Origin of the sequence: Shewanella subflava (assembly GCF_025971955.1) — a bacterium.
Lineage (GTDB): Bacteria > Pseudomonadota > Gammaproteobacteria > Enterobacterales > Shewanellaceae > Shewanella > Shewanella subflava.
Window position 1 is genome coordinate 22415 of record NZ_JAPDMX010000018.1, and the last position, 22192, is coordinate 44606.

Consider the following 22192-nt stretch of genomic DNA (forward strand, 5'->3'; position numbering starts at 1 on the left):
CAGCTTATTGAGCCAATCTATTAACCCAAATGAGGTTAATTAGCTTGGTGACAAACAGTATTAAAATTACTGAGTTTATTGTAAACACTTATCACGTTTATGCATTACAAATACTCAGGGATTAGCACTTCAGGGCAAAGCTGCTGATAGTGACTAAAGTGTATATTATAACCTTGCTTAACGGGGTATGAGCAATGGCCTAAACATATATTTTCAGGAGTGTTTGGCGATGATATCTGTATATTAAAGCCGATAAAATCCCAACTTCGAGGTTGTAAAATGGCTAATAACTTTGCAGCAATATCGATTGGATAATGATTAAGATCCACATTGGTTTCAATACTGACATATGAGCTTTTTTCTTGTGGCGTAATATGAATGGTGTAATAAAAATTATCTTTAATTCCATTAATAGAGAAGCCTAAAGGCGTAAATAAATGTGCGTCATATGTAAACCCAGCAAATAATTCATCTAATTGTAAAAGAGAATATATCTTAGCGATAGATTGCTGTTGGGTGCGTAAATAGTCAGCAACGATACCGCTGATGTGGTACATCAATACTTCACAGGTTTTGTCTTGGGGGGCTATCTGATTAAAGGCGCCACTGGTAAAAATAAAATGATGATGATGATCTAAATGCCCCACTCGGCAAGCAGAACCTGCAAGTCGCTGCCTTAACATGGCAATATCTTCTATAAAAGTCGACGATTGTAGATGCGCTACATATTCATTTTTGCGTTGATAAGTTAACAATTTGATATTGTTAACGCCTATGGCATCAATAAAACCATTAATACAATCAATTAATGTCGATAAACCACAAGTAAGAATGACAATTTTATGATCCCAAACGAATAAGCTCGATTCACTCAATAAATAGGCATCACATTTATCATTACCCATCTGTGACAAAATATCAGCTTTGGCTAAGCTGACTATCTGTTTCCAAAAAGAGTAAGGCAAAGCTCGAAGTGAACCCGATGTGGGTTCAATCCATATTTCTGCTTTTTTTTCAGAACCTTCAAAAAACATATAATGACTAAATGACTCAACAGATTAAAATAAATAAAGGCTTAGTCATTATTCATAACTAAGCCTTACTATCAATGAATTATTCAAATATTAAATCTGTAATATTTAAAAGTCTTCGAGGTATGTATAGCCGTCCAGACCCGCTTGTAACTCTTCTAAGATACTTGCTCTTTCATCTTCAGTAATATGTTGCTCAACTAATTCTTCAAATGTACGCATAAATGCATTGGCATCTAAATTCACATACTTAAGCACATCAGCAACGGTATCACCTTGTAATACTGAATCAATATTGGTTAAACCATCTTCATCAATACGCACCACTGCAGAGTTAGTGTCACCAAATAGGTTATGCATATCACCAAGAATTTCTTGATAAGCACCCACCATGAAGAAACCAATTAAGTACGGACTTTCAGCACTCCACGCAGGAACAGGCAATGTGGTTTCAATACCTTGTCCATCAACGTACTGATCAACAATACCGTCAGAATCGCAGGTAATATCAAGCATCACCGCACGACGCTCTGGCGCTTTATCTAAGCCAGACAAAGGCAACACAGGGAATACTTGATCAATACCCCAAGCATCGGGTAAAGACTGGAATAAAGAGAAATTAACAAAGAATTTATCAGCTAATTTTTCGTTTAACTCATCGATGATCGGACGGTGGTAACGGTTATTATTGCTTAATAAACCTTTCACTTCGTGACAAACACGTAAATGTGTTTGTTCAGCCCAAGCTCTGTGAGCCAAGGTAAATTGACCTACGGCAAATAACGAATGCGCTTCTGCGATATCACTTTGGGTATCGTGATAAATTTCAATCATCGCGCGCTGATCTTGCCCGCCGCTGATCTCTAACCAAGATTGCCACATGTTGTGCAATAATTGTGGCGCATCGTCTGATGGCGCTTCAATCACTTCAGGCATGTAGGCCTCTGTACCGATAACGTCAGTGATCAATACCGCATGATGCGCTGTTAAATGACGACCAGACTCAGAAATAATACGTGGCATAGGTTGCTCGTATTCATTACATAAATCAGTTAGCACATTAACGATGTTATTAGCATACTCATTTAACCCGTAGTTCATTGAGTTGTTACTTTGGCTTCTGGTGCCATCGTAATCAACGGCTAAACCACCGCCCACATCGAAACATTCAATTTTGGCACCAAGTTCACGTAACTCACAATAGAAACGTCCTGCTTCACCTACACCTTGACGGATATCTCGAATATTAGCGATTTGCGAACCTAAGTGGAAATGCAGCAACTGCAGAGAATCAAGCATATTAGTGTCTTTTAATTCTTGTAACACTTTTAATACTTGCGCTGCAGATAAACCAAACTTTGATTTTTCACCACCACTGGCCTGCCATTTACCCTTGCCTTGGAACGCTAAACGCACGCGTAAACCAAGACGAGGAGTCACACCTAACTCTTTAGCTTGTTCTAATACCATTTTAAGTTCAGACATCTTTTCAAGCACGATGTAAACTTTATGGCCTAATTTTTCACCAATTAGTGCTAGGCGAATGTATTCTTTATCTTTGTAACCATTACAAACAATGACAGAGCTGGCTTTTTGCGCCATGGCTAATACCGCCATTAACTCTGGCTTACTCCCCGCTTCTAAACCTAATTGCGGTACCTCTTTAGAAGTTTGACTAGCAAGAATTTCTTCAACAACTGTTTGCTGCTGGTTAACCTTGATAGGATAAACCAATAAATAATCATTTTTGTATTCGTACTTTTGAATGGCATCATTAAATGCTTCACATAAACTTTCTACACGATGATGTAAAATTTGTGGAAAACGAACTAAAACAGGGAGTGATACACCCGCATTAACCATATCTTTCGCCAATGCGTTCAGTGCGATTTTATGATTTGGTTGATATGGATTAGGTGACACTGTCACTTCACCATCTTCGCGAATACCATAAAAACCCTGACTCCAATGAGTAACGTTATAACCCGCACGAGCATCTTCAATAGACCAATCAGACATAATTCTTTTCCGTATTTACCTTATCAAATCGTGTTGTTAAAAATTCAACAAGGCTTGTGAATAAAATCAACATAACGCTGTCGCATTATGCGATGTATAGTAGATGAAAAATGGCAATTTTTCTCACCAGATTGCGATAATTAAATCTAGTCGATTTTTCATCTATACGTACTTTATTTGCGACTCCGGCCACTAGGTTTTTAACAATTATAGCGGGACATTGCAAATGGTTGTCTAAGTTTGCTTACTGCATAAATGAATACTTATAAATCATTTGTGCATAAATACTTAGGTTGATTTTTTGAGGTCATAAAGACTCATTCGTCAGTGTGTTAAACCTTAAAAGTCGACCGTAAAAAACGGCGCAATTAAACCGCGCATTGTGTTTCATTGCAAGTAGAATTCCCCCTCAGCCAAAGATAAAAAAGCTAATACGGCAAGTTTAGGTTCTCTGCTCACAATTATGGTAAATTCTCTCATCAATTGAAAAAGCGTGTATACTAAGCAGCAGAAAATTTTAGCCCAATTCCCAGTAAACGTTTGCATTTTAGATGCAGCTAAAGATAGAGATACACATGATACAAATCGGTAAAAGCTATTCACTCGAAATCGTTAAAGAAGTCAGTTTTGGTATTTATGTTAATGCCCATGAACTTGGTCAAGTGTTAGTCCCGAAAAAGTTTGTACCTAAACAATATGAAGTGGGACAAGCTATTGACGTATTTCTATACCTTGATTCAGATGATAAAGTCATTGCAACCACTCAAAAACCGTTTGCTCAAGTAGGTGAGTTCGCCTATTTAAAGGTCGCGGCGATAAGTGAATATGGTGCCTTTTTAGATTGGGGTCTTGATAAGGATTTGTTTTTACCGTTTGGTGAACAACATAAAACTATTGAAGATGGCAGATCTTACTTGGTGTATATCCATGCTAATAAAGCAGATGAGCGCATTGTTGCATCTTCAAAGGTCGATAAGTTTTTAGATAAAACGCCCGCTGACTATGAAGTTGGCCAACAGGTAAACTTGATTATTGGTGGCACTACGGATTTAGGTTATAAAGCCATTATCAATAATCAGCATTGGGGCGTAATTTATGAAAACGAAGTGTTTCAACCATTACGTTTCGGCCAAAAACTCACAGGCTTTATTAAAACCTTACGTAGCGATGGAAAAATTGACCTGGTACTACAACAAGGCTCTAAACAAGAACTCGATAAACAAGCCATGTTTATCATGAATAAACTAACCAAAGCTAATGGCTTTTTACCATTACATGACAAAACAGATGCTGACATTATTTATGCCCAACTTGGGATGAGCAAAAAAGCCTTTAAAAAATCTATTGGAGGTTTGTTTAAAGGGGGGCAAATTAAAATCGACAAGGACGGTATTAGACTCGTTTAGCCATTCAACAAGCGCATTTTGCTCACGAGATAACCGATTACATTGATATCATTGTTAAAACTAGCATGAGGATGATATAACATCTTCATGCTTTTTTATTTGAGGATCATCGTCAATGGAATTAAATGCATTGGAAGCCAGAGTGATTGGCTGTTTGATGGAAAAAGAAATCACTACACCTGAACAATACCCGCTCTCGCTCAATTCCCTTACCTTAGCTTGTAATCAAAAAAGTAGCCGTGATCCCGTGATGTCACTCAGTGAATCTGAAGTGCAAATCATTATTGATGGTTTAGCGAAGAAAAGGTTAATCAGCGAGCAATCGGGATTTGGCAGTAGAGTCATCAAATATAAACACCGTTTTTGTAATACCGAGTTCAGTGATTTAACCCTCACAGCCGCTCAATATGCTCTTTGCTGCGTATTATTACTTAGAGGCGCGCAAACCCCAGGGGAATTAAAAACCCGTACAACCCGTTTATTTGAATTTTCAGATGTCACTCAAGTTGAAACGTTATTACTCGAGCTAGCTAAGCAGGATAAGCCTTTTGTTGCGCAACTCGCTAGAGAGGCTGGCAAGCGCGATTGTCGTTATATTGAGTTATTTAGTCGTTCAATTGAGGACCATCAAGCTAACTCTGTAAGTAACTTAGATGTGTCGGTGCAATCGCAACAATCATTAGCGGCCAATGAAAAAGTGACCGCGTTAGAGCACCGAATAGAATCGCTTGAGCAAAGGTTAGCCACACTTGAGGCGTTAATATCTTAAGACGTTAATCTTTTTACGGCTTAATCACAAAAGGGAATGTTATGAATAGCCTTACAGCTTCATCGCCATCTGGACTTAGCCATATTTGGCAATTGGCTAAATTTGAATTGAGTAAAAGATTCAGTAGCCGCAGCGGTATTATTGCGTTGATTGCTTTTATTTTAGTCTGGAGTGTCATTTTAATTTACCCCATTAAAGAAGCCGCAAATATCATCATGGAGCCAAGCTTCAAAGAGTTTATCGCCGCCGTATTTGGCCCAACCACCTTAGATAAACTGTTTAATTGGCAAGTTTCTGAATTTGCAATGTTTTGGGTTGCTGCGCTGTATTTATTCCCCATGTTCAGTATTTTCATTTCTGCCGACCAATTTAGTTCAGACAAGCAACGTGGCACGCTCCGTTTTATCAGCTTACGTGTAAGCCGCAATAGTTTATTTTTCGGCCGATTTGTCGGGCAGATCTTTATCCAAGGATGTTTAATATTAATCACCTTAATTGCGACGACATTGTTAGTAATGAACAGAGACACCGGATTATTGATGCCAGCAGTCAACACAGCGTTAATCATTTTTGCAAACTTGCTGATTGTTGTACTCCCTTATATTGCGACAATGGCACTGTTATCACTGATAGCAAATAGTGCTCGTCAAGCCAGTATTTTCGCCATTATTCTATGGATTATCGTTTCAATTATTATCACTCTGGTAAATGTTAAGTTTTCAGGGTTTGAGATACTAAGATACCTATTACCAGGGTCGCAATTATCAAGCATGGTTAACACTCAGGGGTTAGCAGCCTTCGCTTACGCCCCCATTCCATTAATACAAACCGCTGTGATATTAATTATTGGCCGCATAGTTATGCAAAGGAGTGCATTATGAGTTTAATTCAATGTCAGCAATTGAGTAAAAGTTATAGCGGTAAAGCGGTGTTATCTAAAATCGACTTTACTATGGAATCTGGCGCGCCAATTGCTGTAGTGGGTCCTAACGGTGCGGGTAAAACAACACTGTTCAGTATTTTATGTGGCTATATAAAGCCAAGTAGCGGTAATGTGACAATAATGGGTGAGCCTGTTGGCAGCGACAAATTACATGGCGTTTTATCCGCGTTACCGCAGGATGCACAGCTTGACCCTGATAGCAGTATACTCAGTCAACTTCGCCTATTTGCTGAGCTTCAAGGTATAAAAGGCAAAGCAGCTAAAATCGAAGCCATGCGAGTATTGGCGCTAGTTGATTTAACGAAGGAAGCAAAAGCCAAACCTAAAAGTTTAAGTCATGGAATGAGCAAACGGGTATCTATCGCGCAAGCACTTATTGGCTCGCCTAAATTAGTGTTATTAGATGAACCAACGGCAGGCTTAGACCCCGCCAATGCAAGACGAATTAGACAAATTGTCAGTGAACTGTCTGAGCATACTACCTTTGTGATTAGCTCCCACAATCTTAATGAGCTTGAAAAATTATGCGATCAAGTAATTTATCTTGAAGAAGGAAAGCTAAAACAATCGCTTTCAATTCAATCAGCACAGGAGATTGATTATTTAACCTTGGTAATGAAAAAAGTTGATATGGCCGCTGTGCATCAAGCATTGCTTGGTTTACCTAATGTAACCAAAGTCACTCAAAGCACAGATCATCAATTTATCATTGAATATCCTAGCCAAGTAGACTTTTCATTAGAGCTGCAAATTTTCAATTTGCTGGCTGAAAACCAATGGCATTATAAGTCGATTTTAAAAGGTAGAACCCTAGAAGACACCCTTTTCTTATCTTAACTCACGAGGGCGTGTTTATCTTTGCTGATAAATTATGCAGTAGGCTTTTTTTTCTGTCAGGCAATCGCAAATGAACGCCGTTTAGCCCGCTAAACAAGTGAATTTGTGAGTAGAATGAATAAAAAATAGCCACCACCTGCGGGTTGAGGCTAAAATGACTTTATACTGCATTGGATAATCTTGACGTAGGTCAACTATGCCCGCACTTATCCGCCTTGCCTAAAGTCATTTTATCTCTCAACATAAAAATAAACAAAGATAAACACGCCCTAGACATTCATTAGATTAATACTACGCATAAACACATATTATTCATTAGCAATGTGGGTAACAGCTTTTACTGTTGCCTAATTGGGTGAATTTATCTCACTATTATCGTAGCCACCACAATAAAAACGCACTTAGAAATGGTGTAAGGCAAGCCGCCGAAAAAAACAAAATTCACCATAAGCCGCTGTTCTACCATCGAAAAATCTAAAAAAGTTATCGAGTATTTTAACAAGCTAGAATGAACAGTGAAGTATTGCAATTGGTATAACAAAATAAAAAGCCGCCAAACAAAAAGTGTGGCAGCTTTAAAAATTTGCAGTAAATTGAATGACACTTTACAGAATGTACTGAAAAAAAGACAAAAAAAAACTGCGGCAAATGCCACAGCTTTAAGTCCATTTCACCGAAGTGAAACAATAGCTTAAACGATAGTTACGTTTTCAGCTTGTGGACCTTTTTGACCTTGAGTCACGGTGAAAGAAACTTTTTGACCTTCGTCTAAAGTTTTGAAACCGTCAGAGTTGATAGCACGGAAGTGAACGAATACGTCTGGACCAGACTCTTGCTCGATAAATCCGAAACCTTTGTCAGAGTTGAACCACTTAACAACACCAGTAACTTGAGACATGATATAAATCCTGTAAATATAAAATAAAGCCTAAACGGCGGTAAAGCTGGAAAATGCCGGTATTACTTATGTTCACAGGACGAAACTGATCGTATTGAAACACAAAAAATAAGCCCAACCTTCAAGCTATAAAGACTATAAACCATTCTCAGAATAAGTCAACAAACATCATATCAAGGTTCATAATTAATTCATATTTGAACGGCGTGTTTATCTAAACTCATCAATACCTTATTGGTGTAAATACTCAAATTTTGCTTCAGCCATGACGTCTATGTATTTCAATTTTAAAATCTAATTCGCAATTTAATCCTTCATCGGCCATTTTTTGCTTTTGCGACTGAGTTAACTTCCATGCATATGGCGTCATATTAAGCAGATGTTCAATATCATTCACATCAGCTAGTTCAAGATGATATTCAAGACTATGCTGTTTTACGTATTCAAATCCCTCAAGCGTTAGCGGCTCATGGGGGTGCAGACGCGGCTCTGCATAAATCACCTGTTTGATAGCGAAATGGTGTTTAGGACCAGGTGAAACAGTAATTAGCACACCACCAGGTTTTATAACCCGTTGGAGTTCTTCTACTTTTGAAGGTGCATAAATGCGAATAGCCAAATCAAAACTGTTATCAGCAAACGGCATTTCAAATACACTTGCCACACAAAAATGCATTTGAGGATATTTTTTAGCAGCATATTTGATTGCTGTTTTAGAGATATCTAATCCCCACAGCTGACAATCAATTTGAGTTTTTTTTATTTGCTCAATCAATCTGTTACTGTAATAACCTTCACCACAGCCTATGTCTAAAATATGTTTAGCATGCGGCTGGTGAAAGGCCGCCAGTTGATTGACTTGATCACTTAATGGCTGATAATAGCCTTTATTCAAGAACTCTCGTCTGGCTAACATCATCTCTTTATTGTCGCCGGGATCTTTTGATTTCTTCTTTTGAACGGGCAATAAATTAACATAGCCTTCTTTGGCTGTATCAAATTGATGATTGTTGGCACAGGACCATGTCTTAGTGAGACTTTGATTAAGATCAAGCTGGCAAATTGGACAAATATAGGACATCAAAAATTCTTTATAAGTAGATTAGTTATCATCATCTGAAAGCTGATTAACCAGTTCAGTGACATCTGAAGGCGCGAGTAGATTGTAACATTCAAGTTTTTGCTGCAGCTTTTCAACATCAAGAGTGGCTTGATTAGAGGCTCTAGACAAACTAGGGCGCTCTAACGATTGATGATAAGTTCGCATTAACCATTGACGCTTATTTTGCAATAAATGATCAAGTTTTAACAGTTCCGTGGACACCCCTGGATGTATTTTACCTGACTCACCTCGCATGTAATCAGCAATATCCCGTCTGACTTGTTCAACCTCGCTAATATGGACTGCTAATGCAGCAGAAGACTCACTATGTAAAGGCTTCTGCCCTAAAATAGTTTTTGCGCTGACTAACACTTGCGGTTCACACAATAATCTCAAATCTTGCTCTAGCGGGATTAATTCAAAGGGCATATTTTCATAAACAGTAAAATAGACCTCACCATCCGCTTGTATATTGATGTCGATACCTTGTTTTAATTGTTCAATACAAATCCTTGGTGCGACAGCCATTCTTGAATACAGCCGAACTCCTTGGCCCACCAATCGAGTCACATCATACCTATCAGCTATGTGCTGTACTTTTTCAAAATCAATGCTGACAAATGCTTGCTGACGAGAGATCAATGTTGCAGCTACTCCATCAACTTGACTAACAATCATTTCAAACAATGGGTTACTCAGTGAAGCAAGCACAAGTAAATCATCAATATCATTCAGTAAGCGCACCTTTACCAATGTAGGATGGCTTATTTGAATTACAGTTGGATGGCTAAAAATGTGCTGGTGCATGCAAAAATCCTTTTACAACTAATTGAAAATTATATATCGCATAAATTATAAGTATGATGATAAATCATTTTGCGATGTTAGTTTTTATCATTATCAATGTCTAACATCCCCCTCATGAAAGCGGATTGATAATTTCTAGATATTAAGTTTTATTTATTGTTATACATGGCTGCAATTGATGGCTGATAATTGCAGCATTATTGCTACTTAGCATAGAAATCAGCCTCTGCAGCCAAATACGAAGGTCTTATCGGCTCATTTAAGCATATCTGCACATTAAACTAGCAATCATTATATGAGAAATACACAAGGACTTAATCCTGCAGTAATTAATGCTAAGATAATACAATCATTAAAAGAGAATCTTCATTATGGCAGATGCAACCCAACCCACACTTTTCTGGCACGATTATGAAACATTCGGCGCCAATCCCGCTAAAGATCGTCCTTGCCAATTTGCGGGTATTCGAACCGATCTTGACCTTAACTTCATAGGCGAACCAGAAACGTTTTATTGTCAATTGGCTCCAGACTACCTGCCTTCCCCTGAAGCAATATTAATCACAGGAATAACACCTCAATTAGCGAATACTAAAGGCATGCCTGAAGCTGAATTTATGAAACGAATTAATGATTTATTCAGTCAGCCAAATACCTGTGTGGTAGGTTATAACTCATTACGCTTTGACGATGAAGTCAGTCGCTATGGTTTTTATCGTAACTTTATTGACCCGTATGCAAGAGAATGGCAGCAGGGTAACTCACGTTGGGATTTAATTGATTTAGTGCGTGCTTGCTATGCATTTAGACCAGAGGGCATCATATGGCCGCTAAAAGAAGACGGCACTCCTAGCTTTAAACTAGAACAACTATCGGCTGCAAATGGTTTAAGTCATGAAAAAGCACATGACGCGATGTCGGATGTGTATGCCACTATCGCAATGGCCAAGCTTATCAAAGAAAAACAACCTAAGTTATATGAATACTATTTCAAACTTAGACGAAAACAAGCGGCAAACGACCAAATTGATGTGCTCAAAATGCAACCTTTAGTGCATGTAAGCTCAAAAATCAGTGCGTTAAATGGCTGTACAACTTTAATCGCGCCAGTGGCTTATCACCCCACCAACAAAAATGCCGTTATTTGTGTTAATTTAGCAATGGATATCTCACCATTACTCACCTTAAGTGCGGCTGAGATTTCTGCGCGTATGTATACTTCTCGGGCTAATTTAGCCCCAGATGAACTGCCTATTCCGATTAAACAAATCCATATTAATAAATGCCCATTTATCGGCTCGGCCAAATTACTCGACGACGAGGTTGCTTCTCGATTACAAATTGATAAAGATTTTGCAAGAGAGCAGTATAAACGACTGAAAAATACGCCTGATATTAGAGAAAAATTAAATGCGGTTTTCGAAATCGAATCCGATATGCCAGACATTACCGACCCGGATTTAATGCTATACAGTGGCGGTTTCTTCAGTCATGCTGACAAGGCTAAAATCGATATCGTTCGCAATACTCAAGCCCAAAATTTAGCCGCTTTGGAATTACAATTCGATGATCCACGCATCAATAGCATGTTGTTTCGCTATCGCGCACGCAATTATCCACATACATTAAGCCACCAAGAAAGCCTGCAATGGCGAGAGTTTTGTCAACAACGCCTAATGGATGCAGATTATGTGATACGTCTCGAAAACTTGGTTGAAGAAACCAGCGACAATGAACACAAACAAAAGCTATTAAAAGCCCTATACCAATATTTACAATCACTCTAGTATATTGATATTAGCCATACACTTAAGTTCAATTATGAAGAGTTTCATCTAAGGACAAGGGAAATGCAAAACAGATTTATAGACTGTATTAGCCAACTTTCAAAACCGTTATCATCAGCATTAGTTCCATTGTTACATGATGATTTTTGTGGTCATATCGATGCAAATCAATTATCAGAACTTATGGATAAAACGAAACTGACTGAACAGGAGTTATTACTTGCTTTGTTGCCAATTGCCGCAGCATTAGCCAGCCCGAGCCTTAGTCAGTTTTTTGTAGGCGCGATAGCTAAAGGTGGCAGTGGCGATATTTATATGGGAGCCAATCTCGAGCTACCTGGCGAAGCTTTATTTCATACCGTTCATGCCGAACAAAGCGCTATTAGCCATGCATGGTTAAGCGGTGAAACACACATTGTCGATATCGTGGTCAATTTCAGTCCTTGTGGACATTGTCGTCAATTTATTAATGAGCTTGTTGATGGTAGTAAAGTCAACATCCATCTACCAGGGCAAGCTACAGCGCCATTAAGTCATTATTTACCCTATGCATTTGGACCAACTGACTTAAACGTAACGCGTCCATTACTCTCAAAAAGCAATATCGAATTCAATTTAGAATCTAGCGACCCACTGATTATTGAAGCATTAGATCAAGCTGGATTGAGTTATGCTCCTTACACTCATTGCCATGCTGCAGTAGTACTTGAAACACATGATGGCGCAACATATTGTGGCAGATATGCTGAAAATGCAGCCTTCAATCCATCAATGCAACCTATGCAAATGGCATTATCGAATTTAATTAGACATAACCGCGATTATAGTGACATTAAACGCGCTGTATTAATTGAGTCGTCTAAAGGTCAAATTAGCCTTGTGGGTGCGGCTATGGATGCTTTACACACTATTGCTGCGGTAGAGTTAGAACATATTGTAGTTGACCCAACTTAAAGCTAACTTATCACCTAAACAGAATTTTGGATAAGAGATTAGCAAATACCGTGCGTTAACAAGACGCCGTAAATATATCCTATAGGCCCTACTAAATCATCCCTGATTTAGAAGCTTGTACTGCATCATTAGCAAAGCTCACGTATCACTTGAGTTAATCAGCTATTGAACATACTTCAGGCAAAGCCTAATTGATGATAACCACCTACTGAAGTAGGTGCTTTAAGGCTGAAAATCAAAAGGGACTGCATTGCAGTCCCTTTAATAACATGTCATCAAATCTAGCGGTTTTTCTCTAAACGCGCCAATAAACTTGAAGTATCCCATCGATTGCCTTTCATCGCTTGAACATCAGCATAAAATTGATCAACTAATGAGGTGACAGGTAAAGTCGAACCATTTCGACGAGCTTCGTCTAAAGCAATACCTAAATCTTTACGCATCCAATCAATTGCAAAACCAAAGTTATATTCACCTTGCCACATGGTGTTATATCGATTTTCCATTTGCCAGCTTTGGGCTGCACCTTTGCTAATTACCTCGATAACCTTCAAACCATCAAGACCTGCACTTTTGGCAAAGTGTAACCCTTCGGCCAAACCTTGAACGACACCCGCGATACAGATTTGATTTACCATTTTGGTTAATTGGCCTGAGCCAACTGGCCCAAGTAGCTCTGCACATCGACTATAAGCGGCAATAATCGGTTTAACTCTATCAAACGAAGCTTGATCACCGCCCATCATCACAGTAAGAACCCCATTAACAGCGCCAGCTTGACCACCAGAAATTGGCGCATCCAAAAAGGCAATATTCTTGGCAGCTAACACAGCATATACTTCACGGGCAACATCGGCAGAAGCAGTAGTATGGTCAACCAAAATACTGCCTGGTTGCATGCCATGAATTGCACCATCATCACCTAATACCACTTGTCGTAAATCATCATCGTTGCCCACACATGTGAACACAATATCTTGACCAATAGCGGCTTCTTTAGGTGTTAGCGCCGTCTTACCTTGATACTCCTTAGCCCACAAATCTGCCTTAGCTTGAGTACGGTTATACACTGTCACTTCATGGCCTTTGCTGACTAGATGCCCCGCCATTGGAAAGCCCATCACCCCTAAACCCAAAAATGCTACCTTAGCCATAACGCCCCCATAAAAATTGGTTATTATTGATTATTCTACAATCGGTTTTACGTGTGCTTCCATTTCTGCGCCAATGCGTTTACGCATGTCCATTAGGCGTAATGCAGAATCACGCAAACGAATATCATCTTCTGTTTGCGGTATCCATTCAGGCACGCTGGTAGGTTTACCCTCATCATCCACCGCCACCATGATTACAATACAGTGAGTCGTTAAATGACGTTCAGAGTATTTGGGATCGCCCGCTTTCACATCAATAGCAACATGCATAGACGAAGTGCCTGTGTAAATAATTTTACCTGTCACTTCAACAATACTGCCAACATGAATAGGCTTAACAAAACGGATCCCGCCGGCATATACCGTAATACAATATTTACCACTCCAGCCAGCAGCTGAGGCATAAGCGGCTAAATCAATCCATTTCATTACTGCACCACCGTGCACCTTACCACCAAAATTGACATCAGCAGGCTCAGCTAAAAACCTGAGAGTAAGTTGTCTGTCTACACCAGCCATAATGTTTATCCTCGAAAATATATTAGTCGCAGTTTACGCCAAATAGGCGATGCTGCGAAATGTTAAGTTGTGCTAAATAGTTTTCGGCCTATAAAAAAGGGAAGATAATGATCTTCCCTTAATTCATCAAAGACACTCACGAATGCTTAGATTTTTTTGAACAATAATGAACCATTCGTGCCACCAAATCCGAATGAATTACATAAGGCATAATCAAAAGTATGCTTACGTGAAGTGTGTGCTACAAAGTCTAAATCACAGCCTTCATCTGGGTTATCTAAATTGATGGTCGGAGGAATATGTTGGTCTTGCAGTGCAAGCAAAGTAATAATGGCTTCAACTGAACCTGCAGCGCCCAATAAATGACCTGTCATTGATTTAGTTGAACTCACTAATAAATTATAAGCATGCGAACCAAAAACCGATTTAACCGCGGCGGCTTCGGCTTTATCTCCAGCGGGAGTAGATGTGCCATGGGCATTGATATAACCAACAGCTTCTCTGGTAATGCCAGCATCGTTGATAGCATTCACCATTGCAGCGGCAGCGCCGGCGCCATCAGCTGGCGGCGAAGTCATGTGGAATGCATCCCCACTCATACCAAAACCAACGAGCTCACCGTAAATTTTGGCGCCACGGGCAACTGCGTGCTCGTATTCTTCCATCACTAATACACCGGCACCATCGCCGATAACAAAACCATCACGGTCTTTATCCCAAGGGCGGCTTGCTTTAATAGGATCATCATTTCGCGTCGATAAGGCTTTTGCAGAGCCAAAACCAGCAATGGCTAAAGGACAAGTGACGTCCTCTGCGCCTCCAGCAATCATGACATCTGCATCACCGTATGCAATTGTTCTGGCTGCAAAACCAATATTGTGTACACCTGTAGTACAAGCGGTTGTCACCGCAAAATTTGGACCGGTCATGCCATACATGATAGACAAATGGCCTGAGATCATATTAATGATGGTACTTGGTACGAAAAATGGCGACACTTTACGAGGCCCACCATTCATTAATGCACTATGATTTTGCTCGATTAACGGCATACCGCCCATGCCCGCCCCCACTGCAGTTCCGACACGATCAGGGCGCTCCTGAGCCATATCTAATCCAGCATCTTTAATCGCTTGAATACCGGCAGCGACGCCATACTGGATAAACAAATCCATTTTTCGAGCATCTTTTTTTGTTAAATACTGTTCTATATCAAAATTTTTAACAGAACCACTGAAGCGAGTGCCATATTCAGCAGCATCAAATTTCGTAATGGGGGCTATACCGCTTTGGCCAGCAAGTAATGCTTTCCAAGATGATTCGACATCATTACCCACTGGTGTCACCAATCCAAGACCAGTAATAACAACACGACGTTTAGACATGATTTTCACCTTTTAAATACACTATGCCAAATAGTCTAGCAACGGCGATTAACCGAAAGGAGAAAGCGAAGACAGGTTAACCTACTAGAACAGGCGTTTTTATGATTTGTTAATGACGATTAAAATAAAAATGACAAAGCTAGAAACAAAAACAGGCGACAATAAATGCCGCCTGTCTCTGTGAATTCTGGATTACTGATTCTTAGAAACGTAATCGATCGCTGCTTGAACAGTAGTGATCTTTTCAGCTTCTTCATCAGGGATCTCGGTATCAAACTCTTCTTCTAGAGCCATAACCAATTCAACGGTGTCCAGAGAATCGGCACCTAAATCGTCCACGAAAGAAGCAGCTGGTTTAACGTCTTCTTCTTTAACGCCTAGTTGCTCAATGATGATTTTCTTTACACGTTCTTCGATGTTGCTCATTAGTTCTCTTTCCTATTCAAATTACGCACTTGCGTAAGATTGCGAGTAGTTTATTCGATTTAGATAACATTGCAAGCTTAGATTTTGTGGTCTAACCACAAAGATTTAAATCTACACTGTTTCTAACTCTGACTCAAATGAAGGTAGTTTCCTACCAATCGCTTTAAACCATGTACATTCCGCCATTCACATGCAATGTTTCGCCTGTGATGTAAGCGGCTGAATCTGAGGCCAAAAACAATACTGCATTGGCAATTTCTTGCGCCTGCCCTAAACGTTCCATCGGAACTTGCGACATAATAGCTTGTTGTTGCTCTGGTGTCAGCTCATCAGTCATATCTGTTTGGATAAAACCGGGAGCAATAGCATTCACTGTTATTTGACGAGATGCAACCTCTCTTGCAAGAGATTTAGTAAAACCTATTAAACCCGCTTTAGCAGCTGAATAATTTACTTGACCTGCATTTCCCATCGTGCCTACGACTGAACCGATACTGATGATACGTCCAAAACGCTTTTTCATCATAGATCGCATTACTGGCTTAGACAATTTAAATAATGAAGTCAGGTTAGTGTCAATAATATCTTGCCACTCATCATCTTTCATTCGCATTAATAAATTATCACGTGTGATACCTGCATTATTCACGAGAATATCAACATCGCCAGCTTTTTCTTTGATCTGGCTATATAAATTGGCAACTGATTCGCTATCTGTGACGTTCAGCACAAGTCCGAAACCTTTATCACCTAGGTAATCCTGAATCGCTGCAGCACCTTTTTCACTGGTTGCTGTACCTACAACAACCGCACCGGCTTGGACTAAAGTTTCCGCAATTGCGCGGCCAATGCCACGGCTAGCGCCGGTAACAAGGGCAACTTTGCCCTCTAAATTAAAACTAATGCTCATTATTCTTCCTTACTCAGTTAATGCTGCCAATGACGCAACATCATTGACGGCTTGGGCTGAAACGGCTTTATTGATACGTTTTGTTAAACCAGTTAACACTTTTCCTGGTCCCATCTCAACGAGTTGGTTAATTCCCTGTTCAGCCATAAACGAGACCGTTTCACTCCAGCGAACAGGACAATACAACTGGCGCACTAGCGCATCTTTAATTTCTTGACTATCGGTTGGCATAGCCACATCAACGTTATTTATGACCTTGATTACAGGCGCTGAAAAGGTGATATTGGCTAATGCTTGGGCGAGTTTATCTGCAGCAGGTTTCATTAACGCACAATGCGAAGGGACACTAACAGGTAAGGCTACTGCCATTTTGGCACCCGCAGCTTTACACGCCGCAGCTGCACGTTCAACAGCATTTTTCTCGCCGGCTATGACCACTTGTCCAGGGCTATTGTAGTTAACTGGACTGACAACATCGCCCTGAGCAGATTCTTCACATGCTTTAGCAATACCGTCATTGTCTAAACCAATAATGGCATACATAGCACCAGTGCCTGCTGGCACAGCTTGTTGCATTAATTGACCTCTAAGTTCAACTAATTTAACCGCATCTTTAAAATCAATAACACCTGCGCACACAAGTGCTGAATACTCACCCAAGCTATGGCCTGCTAACAACGCTGGTGCAGGCTTACCACTAGCTTGATATGCGCGCCAAATAGCGACACTAGCAGATAATAAAGCGGGTTGGGTTTTATCTGTTTCATTTAACGATTCAACTGGCCCATCTTGTATAAGGGTCCATAAATCATAGCCAAGCACTTCTGAGGCTTCGGCGAACGTTTGTGAAACCACAGTATGCTCTTGTGCTAAATCAGCTAACATGCCAATCGCTTGAGAACCTTGACCGGGAAAAACAAAAGCCACATTTTCCATGTTTAATTACCTGTTATTAAATAAAATGAATTAGAAACGCACTAACGCACTGCCCCAAGCAAATCCTGCTCCGAAGGCTTCTAAAAGTAACAATTGACCACGCTGAATTCGGCCATCACGAACCGCCTCATCTAAAGCAATTGGAACAGAGGCTGCTGAAGTATTGCCGTGTCTTGCTAAAGTTAATACCACCTTATCTAAACTCATATCGAGCTTTTTAGCCGTGGCATTTATAATTCTATAGTTGGCTTGATGCGGCACTAACCAATCAATTTCAGATTTATCAACATTATTGATTCTAAGCGTTTCTGTAACGACGTTCGATAATTGCGTCACCGCAACCTTAAATACATCATTGCCTTTCATGGTCATATAACCCACAGCTTCTGAAGATTCATTAGCCCTTGGTGGAAATGAACATTTTAGTAAATCACCTTGGCTACCGTCCGCATAGATGTGGGTGTTAATAATGCCAGGTGTTTCACTTTCGCCGATCACCACTGCACCTGCACCGTCACCAAATAGAATCACTGTAGAACGATCATCAGGTTCACAAAGTCGAGATAACACATCGGCGCCGACAACCAATACTTTTTTGGCTGCACCTGTTTTAACAAATTGATCCGCTACCGATAACGCATAAACAAAACCTGAACATGCTGCTGCAATATCAAAAGCAGGTATTTGTTTAATGCCTAACATGGCTTGAATTTCACATGCCGCAGCAGGAAAAGCATTCGGTGCACTGGTGGTACCACACACAATCATATCCAATTCAGAGGGGTCAATGCCGGCCATTTCGATAGCTTTCAACGCGGCTTGATAGCCCATGGTGGATACTGATTCATCTGTGGCGGCAATGCGACGCTCTGAAATACCAGTACGGTCTTTAATCCATTGGTCAGTGGTTTCGACCATTTTTTCTAAATCTTGATTGCTGCGCACTTGCACAGGCAGATAACTGCCTGTTCCGAGAATTTTTGTATGCATATAATGAGATCAGCTATTGATGTCTAAAAGAATCGACTCTAAACGATCATTGATCATTTCAGGGAGACGACGTTTCGCTTCAGTTGCTGCTAAATTAATGGCTTGTAAATAGGCAGCTTCATCAGCGTTTCCATGACTCTTTACTACTATTCCGCGCAATCCTATCAGACTTGCACCGTTATAGTGGTCGGGGTTCATCTTACTGAGTACAGCTTGAATGCGTGGCGCGATGAGTTTGGACATTAAACGGACGAATAGGCCACTATTTAAACCCCGTTTCAATTGGTGAACCAAAAGCTTAGCAATGCCTTCTGAGGTTTTTAAGGTAATATTACCCACAAAACCATCACATACGATGACATCTAAATTACCCGTGTAGATTTCGTCACCTTCAACAAAACCGACATAATTAACCTGCTCGGTGTGCTGCAAGATTTGACCCGCTTGCTGCACTTGATCATTGCCTTTTATTTCTTCAATACCTACATTGAGCAATGCTACTTTTGGACGGGCTTTTTTATGTACGGCTTCACATAACACTGAACCCATAACCGCAAATTGGAATAAGGTTTCCGAATCGCAAGCCACGTTAGCACCCAAATCTAATAAATAAACAGGTTTTCCCGTAACCGTCGGTAAACACGTGACTAATGCAGGACGGTCAATACCCGGTAAGGTTTTGAGCAACACCTTAGCCATGGCCATTAACGCACCTGTATTGCCAGCACTGATACACGCAGCGGCTTTTCCATCTCGAACTTGTTCTAACGCAATACGCATTGAACTATTTTTTCGCGTACGCAAAGCATGCACAGGCCTATCGCCCATGGTCACCACTTCAGTGGTATGGATCCGCTCAATGCGTTTTAAAATGGAAGGTTCAGCTAATGAAAGTAAAGGTTCAATATCAGCTTGGTTGCCAATAAGGATTATTTGAATTGAAGGATTAGACTTCAGTGCCTGCAAGGCTGCAGGCACTGTGACGTGGGGACCATGATCACCCCCCATCGCATCTAACGCAAGCGTCAGATTCGTCATCAGGTTGTCAACAAATTACTTGTTGATAACCTTTTTACCGCGGTAGAAACCATCAGCAGTCACGTTGTGACGTAGATGTAATTCACCGCTAGTAGCGTCTACTGATAATTGAGCAGTGCTCAAAGAATCATGTGAACGGCGCATTCCGCGCTTTGAACGAGATTTTTTATTCTGTTGTACAGCCATTTGACTTGTCTCCTACGATTACTTGCTCTTCAGTTTTTCTAACACTGCAAACGGATTTGGACGCTCCTCATGAGCGGGGTCGATCTCGCCTACAACTATGTCTTTTGATCCCGAACTGCAATCAGTATCTTCATGCATAGGGATAATCGGCATAGCGACTATCAATTCATCTTCAATCAATTGATGCAGACGTACTTCACCAATTTCATTACACTCAATTGGATCATACGCATCCGGGAGCTCATCGATTTCTGTTTCATTCTTACAAGGACTGAAACAAAAGTCGACCGTAACCTCAGTAGCATATTGTGTCATGCAACGTTGACATAGCAGAGTGAGCTCCGTCACAGCCTTCCCGCGAAGGTAGACTATCCCCTGTAAGTCGACACCACATTCCAACGACACAACTACGTCGGAACAGTCGCCGGCACATAACTCATTTAATCGCTTATTGTTACTGCTAGGAACAATGCCTTCATAACGAAGGCCGCTACTCGCAGCACGAAAAGGATCAATTGAAACCGGTATCTTTACTGTTTGCATAAGGCGCGCATATTATAGTTTGAAAACGCTGGAGTCAAAGAAAATTTCTGCAAAAAGCAGTTAAACCAACCCGAAGGTACGTTTAAGTTCTCAATTACTGCCAACATTGAATTTGAATGATGGCAAATTTTACCGAACAGTCCCAATAGACACAAGCATTTACAGTGCTAATTTCGCCCATTTAAACGATTAATGTTAAACTTTGCGCCACCAAAGACTTGTTAGATAAGAATTCATGTCAAAATCCTTAGTACTTGCCTCAACATCTATCTATCGCCAACAATTATTAGCAAAATTAAACCGCCCTTTTATATCGGTTAATCCCAATATAGATGAATCGCCGATACAGGGCGAAACAGCAATACAACTTGTTGAACGCCTTGCCCAGCTAAAGGCATTAGCGGGAAGTCAGTTAATTGAAGACAATAGCGATAAAGAAAGCCAATGTGTTGTTATTGGCTCCGATCAAGTTGCCATGATTAACGGTGAAATTATTGGCAAACCCCATACAGAGGCTAATGCCATTAAGCAATTGCAGTTAGCCTCGGGACAGGCTATCACCTTTTACACAGGCCTTGCTGTTTATTGTCCAACAACAAAATCGATGCACAGTTGTGTCGAACCTTTTACAGTGCATTTTAGGCAGTTAACTGACAAACAAATTCATTACTACGTCAAAACAGAACAACCGCTTTACTGCGCAGGAAGTTTTAAAAGTGAAGGTTTAGGTATTGCGTTATTTGACAAACTTGAAGGCGATGACCCCAATACACTGATTGGCCTGCCATTGATTAAGTTGATTAATCTGTTGGCTTTGCATCAGGTAGAGGTATTAGCGCAAGAGTAGTTTATTAGCTATTGCATGCGCCTTGATATGAAGGCGCAATTTAAAGATGAAAAGCGAGTTTATTAACATTATCAACAATAGCTAATGGATTCGCGGTTTGTAACTGCTCAACTAAATTCGCACCGTAGCTCACTCCGATGGCGGCTACACCTGCATTATTAGCCATATTTAAATCGTGTACTGAATCACCAATCATCACCGCGCGATGTGCCGGTACATTAAACTCAGATAACAAAGAATGAATCATTAAAGGATCGGGTTTACTTCTTGTTTCATCAGCGCAACGGCTTGCCGCAAAATAATGCCCAACACCGCTTTCTACTAGCACTCGGTCTAACCCTTGACGTCCTTTACCTGTGGCTATCGCTAACATGTAGCCGCTATTTGAAAGCTGCTGCAAAAGTGACTCGCTACCATCAAATAAAGGACTCTTCGACTTTGACGACAAAAAGTGCTGCCGATACCGCTCAACAATCTCATCGTGGCGATGGGAAATATCGCCAAACAAAAGATGCAAAATGTTGGGCAATGACAAACCAATCAAATCTCTGATCGCACGTTCACTTGGAATATTAATTGCCAAATCATCCGCAGCGGCCTGCATGCAACTGACAATGGCACCAATGGAATCCATTAAAGTACCATCCCAATCAAAAATGACTAAATCATATTTGTTTTGTAATGCCATAGGGTGACTTAAAAATG

23 protein-coding genes are annotated in these 22192 nt (G+C 40.4%); 7 read left to right on the plus strand and 16 right to left on the minus strand.

What is annotated here, in order from left to right:
• Positions 1-104: 104 nt before the first annotated feature.
• Both OHT75_RS07860 and speA read right to left on the minus strand, forming a co-directional pair.
• On the minus strand, positions 105-1034 hold the full coding sequence (locus OHT75_RS07860) for an S-adenosylmethionine decarboxylase proenzyme (RefSeq protein WP_264725938.1): 930 nt from the start codon (positions 1032-1034) through the stop codon (positions 105-107).
• A gap of 105 nt (positions 1035-1139) precedes the next feature.
• Positions 1140-3050 (minus strand): biosynthetic arginine decarboxylase, encoded by a 1911-nt coding sequence (gene speA / locus OHT75_RS07865; RefSeq protein ID WP_264725939.1) that lies wholly within the window; start codon positions 3048-3050, stop codon positions 1140-1142.
• A gap of 575 nt (positions 3051-3625) precedes the next feature.
• Between speA and OHT75_RS07870 the strand changes: the two genes are divergently transcribed.
• The 4 genes from OHT75_RS07870 to OHT75_RS07885 all read left to right on the plus strand — a co-directional run bounded on the left by OHT75_RS07870 (position 3626) and on the right by OHT75_RS07885 (position 7005).
• Positions 3626-4456 (plus strand): CvfB family protein, encoded by an 831-nt coding sequence (locus tag OHT75_RS07870; protein WP_264725940.1) that lies wholly within the window; start codon positions 3626-3628, stop codon positions 4454-4456.
• Between the two features lie 115 nt (positions 4457-4571).
• Entirely contained in the window at positions 4572-5225 is a 654-nt protein-coding gene (locus OHT75_RS07875) for a YceH family protein (RefSeq protein ID WP_264725941.1), read from the plus strand.
• A 41-nt stretch (positions 5226-5266) separates the two neighbouring features.
• Positions 5267-6106, plus strand: coding sequence for an ABC transporter permease (locus tag OHT75_RS07880; RefSeq protein WP_264725942.1), 840 nt, complete (start codon positions 5267-5269; stop codon positions 6104-6106).
• The gene (locus OHT75_RS07885; RefSeq protein ID WP_264725943.1) at positions 6103-7005 is read left to right on the plus strand and encodes an ABC transporter ATP-binding protein; all 903 of its coding nucleotides are present in this window, start codon (positions 6103-6105) and stop codon (positions 7003-7005) included. Before OHT75_RS07880 ends, OHT75_RS07885 begins: the two co-directional genes overlap by 4 nt.
• 691 nt (positions 7006-7696) lie before the next feature.
• Here the strand turns inward: OHT75_RS07885 and OHT75_RS07890 are convergent.
• The 3 genes from OHT75_RS07890 to OHT75_RS07900 form a co-directional block, all read right to left on the minus strand.
• Positions 7697-7903, minus strand: coding sequence for a cold-shock protein (locus OHT75_RS07890; RefSeq protein WP_188839931.1), 207 nt, complete (start codon positions 7901-7903; stop codon positions 7697-7699).
• Positions 7904-8162: 259 nt separating this feature from the next.
• Positions 8163-8984: a 23S rRNA (guanine(745)-N(1))-methyltransferase gene (rlmA, locus tag OHT75_RS07895; protein ID WP_264725944.1), complete on the minus strand. Its 822-nt coding sequence runs from the start codon at positions 8982-8984 to the stop codon at positions 8163-8165.
• A 21-nt stretch (positions 8985-9005) separates the two neighbouring features.
• Positions 9006-9812, minus strand: coding sequence for a hypothetical protein (locus OHT75_RS07900; protein ID WP_264725945.1), 807 nt, complete (start codon positions 9810-9812; stop codon positions 9006-9008).
• Positions 9813-10183: 371 nt separating this feature from the next.
• Between OHT75_RS07900 and sbcB the strand changes: the two genes are divergently transcribed.
• Both sbcB and cdd read left to right on the plus strand, forming a co-directional pair.
• Positions 10184-11599: an exodeoxyribonuclease I gene (sbcB, locus tag OHT75_RS07905; protein WP_264725946.1), complete on the plus strand. Its 1416-nt coding sequence runs from the start codon at positions 10184-10186 to the stop codon at positions 11597-11599.
• A gap of 63 nt (positions 11600-11662) precedes the next feature.
• Positions 11663-12553 (plus strand): cytidine deaminase, encoded by an 891-nt coding sequence (gene cdd / locus OHT75_RS07910; protein ID WP_264725947.1) that lies wholly within the window; start codon positions 11663-11665, stop codon positions 12551-12553.
• Between the two features lie 281 nt (positions 12554-12834).
• Here the strand turns inward: cdd and OHT75_RS07915 are convergent, their stop codons facing one another.
• The 10 genes from OHT75_RS07915 to yceD form a co-directional block, all read right to left on the minus strand.
• A complete protein-coding gene (locus OHT75_RS07915; RefSeq protein WP_264725948.1) occupies positions 12835-13707 on the minus strand; it encodes an NAD(P)-dependent oxidoreductase in 873 nt (290 codons plus the stop codon).
• Positions 13708-13737: 30 nt separating this feature from the next.
• Positions 13738-14226, minus strand: coding sequence for an acyl-CoA thioesterase (locus OHT75_RS07920; protein WP_264725949.1), 489 nt, complete (start codon positions 14224-14226; stop codon positions 13738-13740).
• Between the two features lie 146 nt (positions 14227-14372).
• Entirely contained in the window at positions 14373-15611 is a 1239-nt protein-coding gene (gene fabF / locus OHT75_RS07925; RefSeq protein ID WP_264725950.1) for a beta-ketoacyl-ACP synthase II, read from the minus strand.
• 192 nt (positions 15612-15803) lie between these two features.
• On the minus strand, positions 15804-16037 hold the full coding sequence (gene acpP, locus OHT75_RS07930) for an acyl carrier protein (RefSeq protein ID WP_011865403.1): 234 nt from the start codon (positions 16035-16037) through the stop codon (positions 15804-15806).
• A 163-nt stretch (positions 16038-16200) separates the two neighbouring features.
• Complete coding sequence (fabG, locus tag OHT75_RS07935; protein WP_188839939.1) at positions 16201-16947, minus strand: 3-oxoacyl-ACP reductase FabG; 747 nt, start codon at positions 16945-16947, stop codon at positions 16201-16203.
• A 9-nt stretch (positions 16948-16956) separates the two neighbouring features.
• On the minus strand, positions 16957-17883 hold the full coding sequence (gene fabD / locus OHT75_RS07940) for an ACP S-malonyltransferase (RefSeq protein ID WP_264725951.1): 927 nt from the start codon (positions 17881-17883) through the stop codon (positions 16957-16959).
• Positions 17884-17913: 30 nt separating this feature from the next.
• Positions 17914-18873 carry a beta-ketoacyl-ACP synthase III gene (locus OHT75_RS07945; RefSeq protein WP_264725952.1) on the minus strand — a complete coding sequence of 320 codons (960 nt, stop codon included), beginning with the start codon at positions 18871-18873 and terminating at the stop codon, positions 17914-17916.
• 9 nt (positions 18874-18882) lie between these two features.
• Positions 18883-19911: a phosphate acyltransferase PlsX gene (gene plsX, locus OHT75_RS07950; protein WP_264725953.1), complete on the minus strand. Its 1029-nt coding sequence runs from the start codon at positions 19909-19911 to the stop codon at positions 18883-18885.
• A 15-nt stretch (positions 19912-19926) separates the two neighbouring features.
• Positions 19927-20097: a 50S ribosomal protein L32 gene (rpmF, locus tag OHT75_RS07955; protein ID WP_011636967.1), complete on the minus strand. Its 171-nt coding sequence runs from the start codon at positions 20095-20097 to the stop codon at positions 19927-19929.
• Between the two features lie 18 nt (positions 20098-20115).
• Positions 20116-20640 (minus strand): 23S rRNA accumulation protein YceD, encoded by a 525-nt coding sequence (yceD, locus tag OHT75_RS07960; protein ID WP_188839943.1) that lies wholly within the window; start codon positions 20638-20640, stop codon positions 20116-20118.
• Between the two features lie 235 nt (positions 20641-20875).
• Between yceD and OHT75_RS07965 the strand changes: the two genes are divergently transcribed.
• Positions 20876-21487, plus strand: a complete 612-nt coding sequence (locus tag OHT75_RS07965; protein ID WP_264725954.1) for a Maf family protein — start codon at positions 20876-20878, stop codon at positions 21485-21487.
• Between the two features lie 40 nt (positions 21488-21527).
• Here the strand turns inward: OHT75_RS07965 and OHT75_RS07970 are convergent, their stop codons facing one another.
• The gene (locus OHT75_RS07970) at positions 21528-22175 is read right to left on the minus strand and encodes an HAD-IA family hydrolase (RefSeq protein WP_264725955.1); all 648 of its coding nucleotides are present in this window, start codon (positions 22173-22175) and stop codon (positions 21528-21530) included.
• Between the last annotated feature and the right edge of the window lie 17 nt (positions 22176-22192).

Coding starts and splice junctions, on each gene's coding strand:
- OHT75_RS07860 (WP_264725938.1), bottom strand. CDS start 1,034: ATGTTTTTTGAAGGTTCTGAAAAAAAAGCAGAAATATGGATTGAACCC.
- speA (WP_264725939.1), bottom strand. CDS start 3,050: ATGTCTGATTGGTCTATTGAAGATGCTCGTGCGGGTTATAACGTTACT.
- OHT75_RS07870 (WP_264725940.1), top strand. CDS start 3,626: ATGATACAAATCGGTAAAAGCTATTCACTCGAAATCGTTAAAGAAGTC.
- OHT75_RS07875 (WP_264725941.1), top strand. CDS start 4,572: ATGGAATTAAATGCATTGGAAGCCAGAGTGATTGGCTGTTTGATGGAA.
- OHT75_RS07880 (WP_264725942.1), top strand. CDS start 5,267: ATGAATAGCCTTACAGCTTCATCGCCATCTGGACTTAGCCATATTTGG.
- OHT75_RS07885 (WP_264725943.1), top strand. CDS start 6,103: ATGAGTTTAATTCAATGTCAGCAATTGAGTAAAAGTTATAGCGGTAAA.
- OHT75_RS07890 (WP_188839931.1), bottom strand. CDS start 7,903: ATGTCTCAAGTTACTGGTGTTGTTAAGTGGTTCAACTCTGACAAAGGT.
- rlmA (WP_264725944.1), bottom strand. CDS start 8,984: ATGTCCTATATTTGTCCAATTTGCCAGCTTGATCTTAATCAAAGTCTC.
- OHT75_RS07900 (WP_264725945.1), bottom strand. CDS start 9,812: ATGCACCAGCACATTTTTAGCCATCCAACTGTAATTCAAATAAGCCAT.
- sbcB (WP_264725946.1), top strand. CDS start 10,184: ATGGCAGATGCAACCCAACCCACACTTTTCTGGCACGATTATGAAACA.
- cdd (WP_264725947.1), top strand. CDS start 11,663: ATGCAAAACAGATTTATAGACTGTATTAGCCAACTTTCAAAACCGTTA.
- OHT75_RS07915 (WP_264725948.1), bottom strand. CDS start 13,707: ATGGCTAAGGTAGCATTTTTGGGTTTAGGGGTGATGGGCTTTCCAATG.
- OHT75_RS07920 (WP_264725949.1), bottom strand. CDS start 14,226: ATGGCTGGTGTAGACAGACAACTTACTCTCAGGTTTTTAGCTGAGCCT.
- fabF (WP_264725950.1), bottom strand. CDS start 15,611: ATGTCTAAACGTCGTGTTGTTATTACTGGTCTTGGATTGGTGACACCA.
- acpP (WP_011865403.1), bottom strand. CDS start 16,037: ATGAGCAACATCGAAGAACGTGTAAAGAAAATCATCATTGAGCAACTA.
- fabG (WP_188839939.1), bottom strand. CDS start 16,947: ATGAGCATTAGTTTTAATTTAGAGGGCAAAGTTGCCCTTGTTACCGGC.
- fabD (WP_264725951.1), bottom strand. CDS start 17,883: ATGGAAAATGTGGCTTTTGTTTTTCCCGGTCAAGGTTCTCAAGCGATT.
- OHT75_RS07945 (WP_264725952.1), bottom strand. CDS start 18,873: ATGCATACAAAAATTCTCGGAACAGGCAGTTATCTGCCTGTGCAAGTG.
- plsX (WP_264725953.1), bottom strand. CDS start 19,911: ATGACGAATCTGACGCTTGCGTTAGATGCGATGGGGGGTGATCATGGT.
- rpmF (WP_011636967.1), bottom strand. CDS start 20,097: ATGGCTGTACAACAGAATAAAAAATCTCGTTCAAAGCGCGGAATGCGC.
- yceD (WP_188839943.1), bottom strand. CDS start 20,640: ATGCAAACAGTAAAGATACCGGTTTCAATTGATCCTTTTCGTGCTGCG.
- OHT75_RS07965 (WP_264725954.1), top strand. CDS start 20,876: ATGTCAAAATCCTTAGTACTTGCCTCAACATCTATCTATCGCCAACAA.
- OHT75_RS07970 (WP_264725955.1), bottom strand. CDS start 22,175: ATGGCATTACAAAACAAATATGATTTAGTCATTTTTGATTGGGATGGT.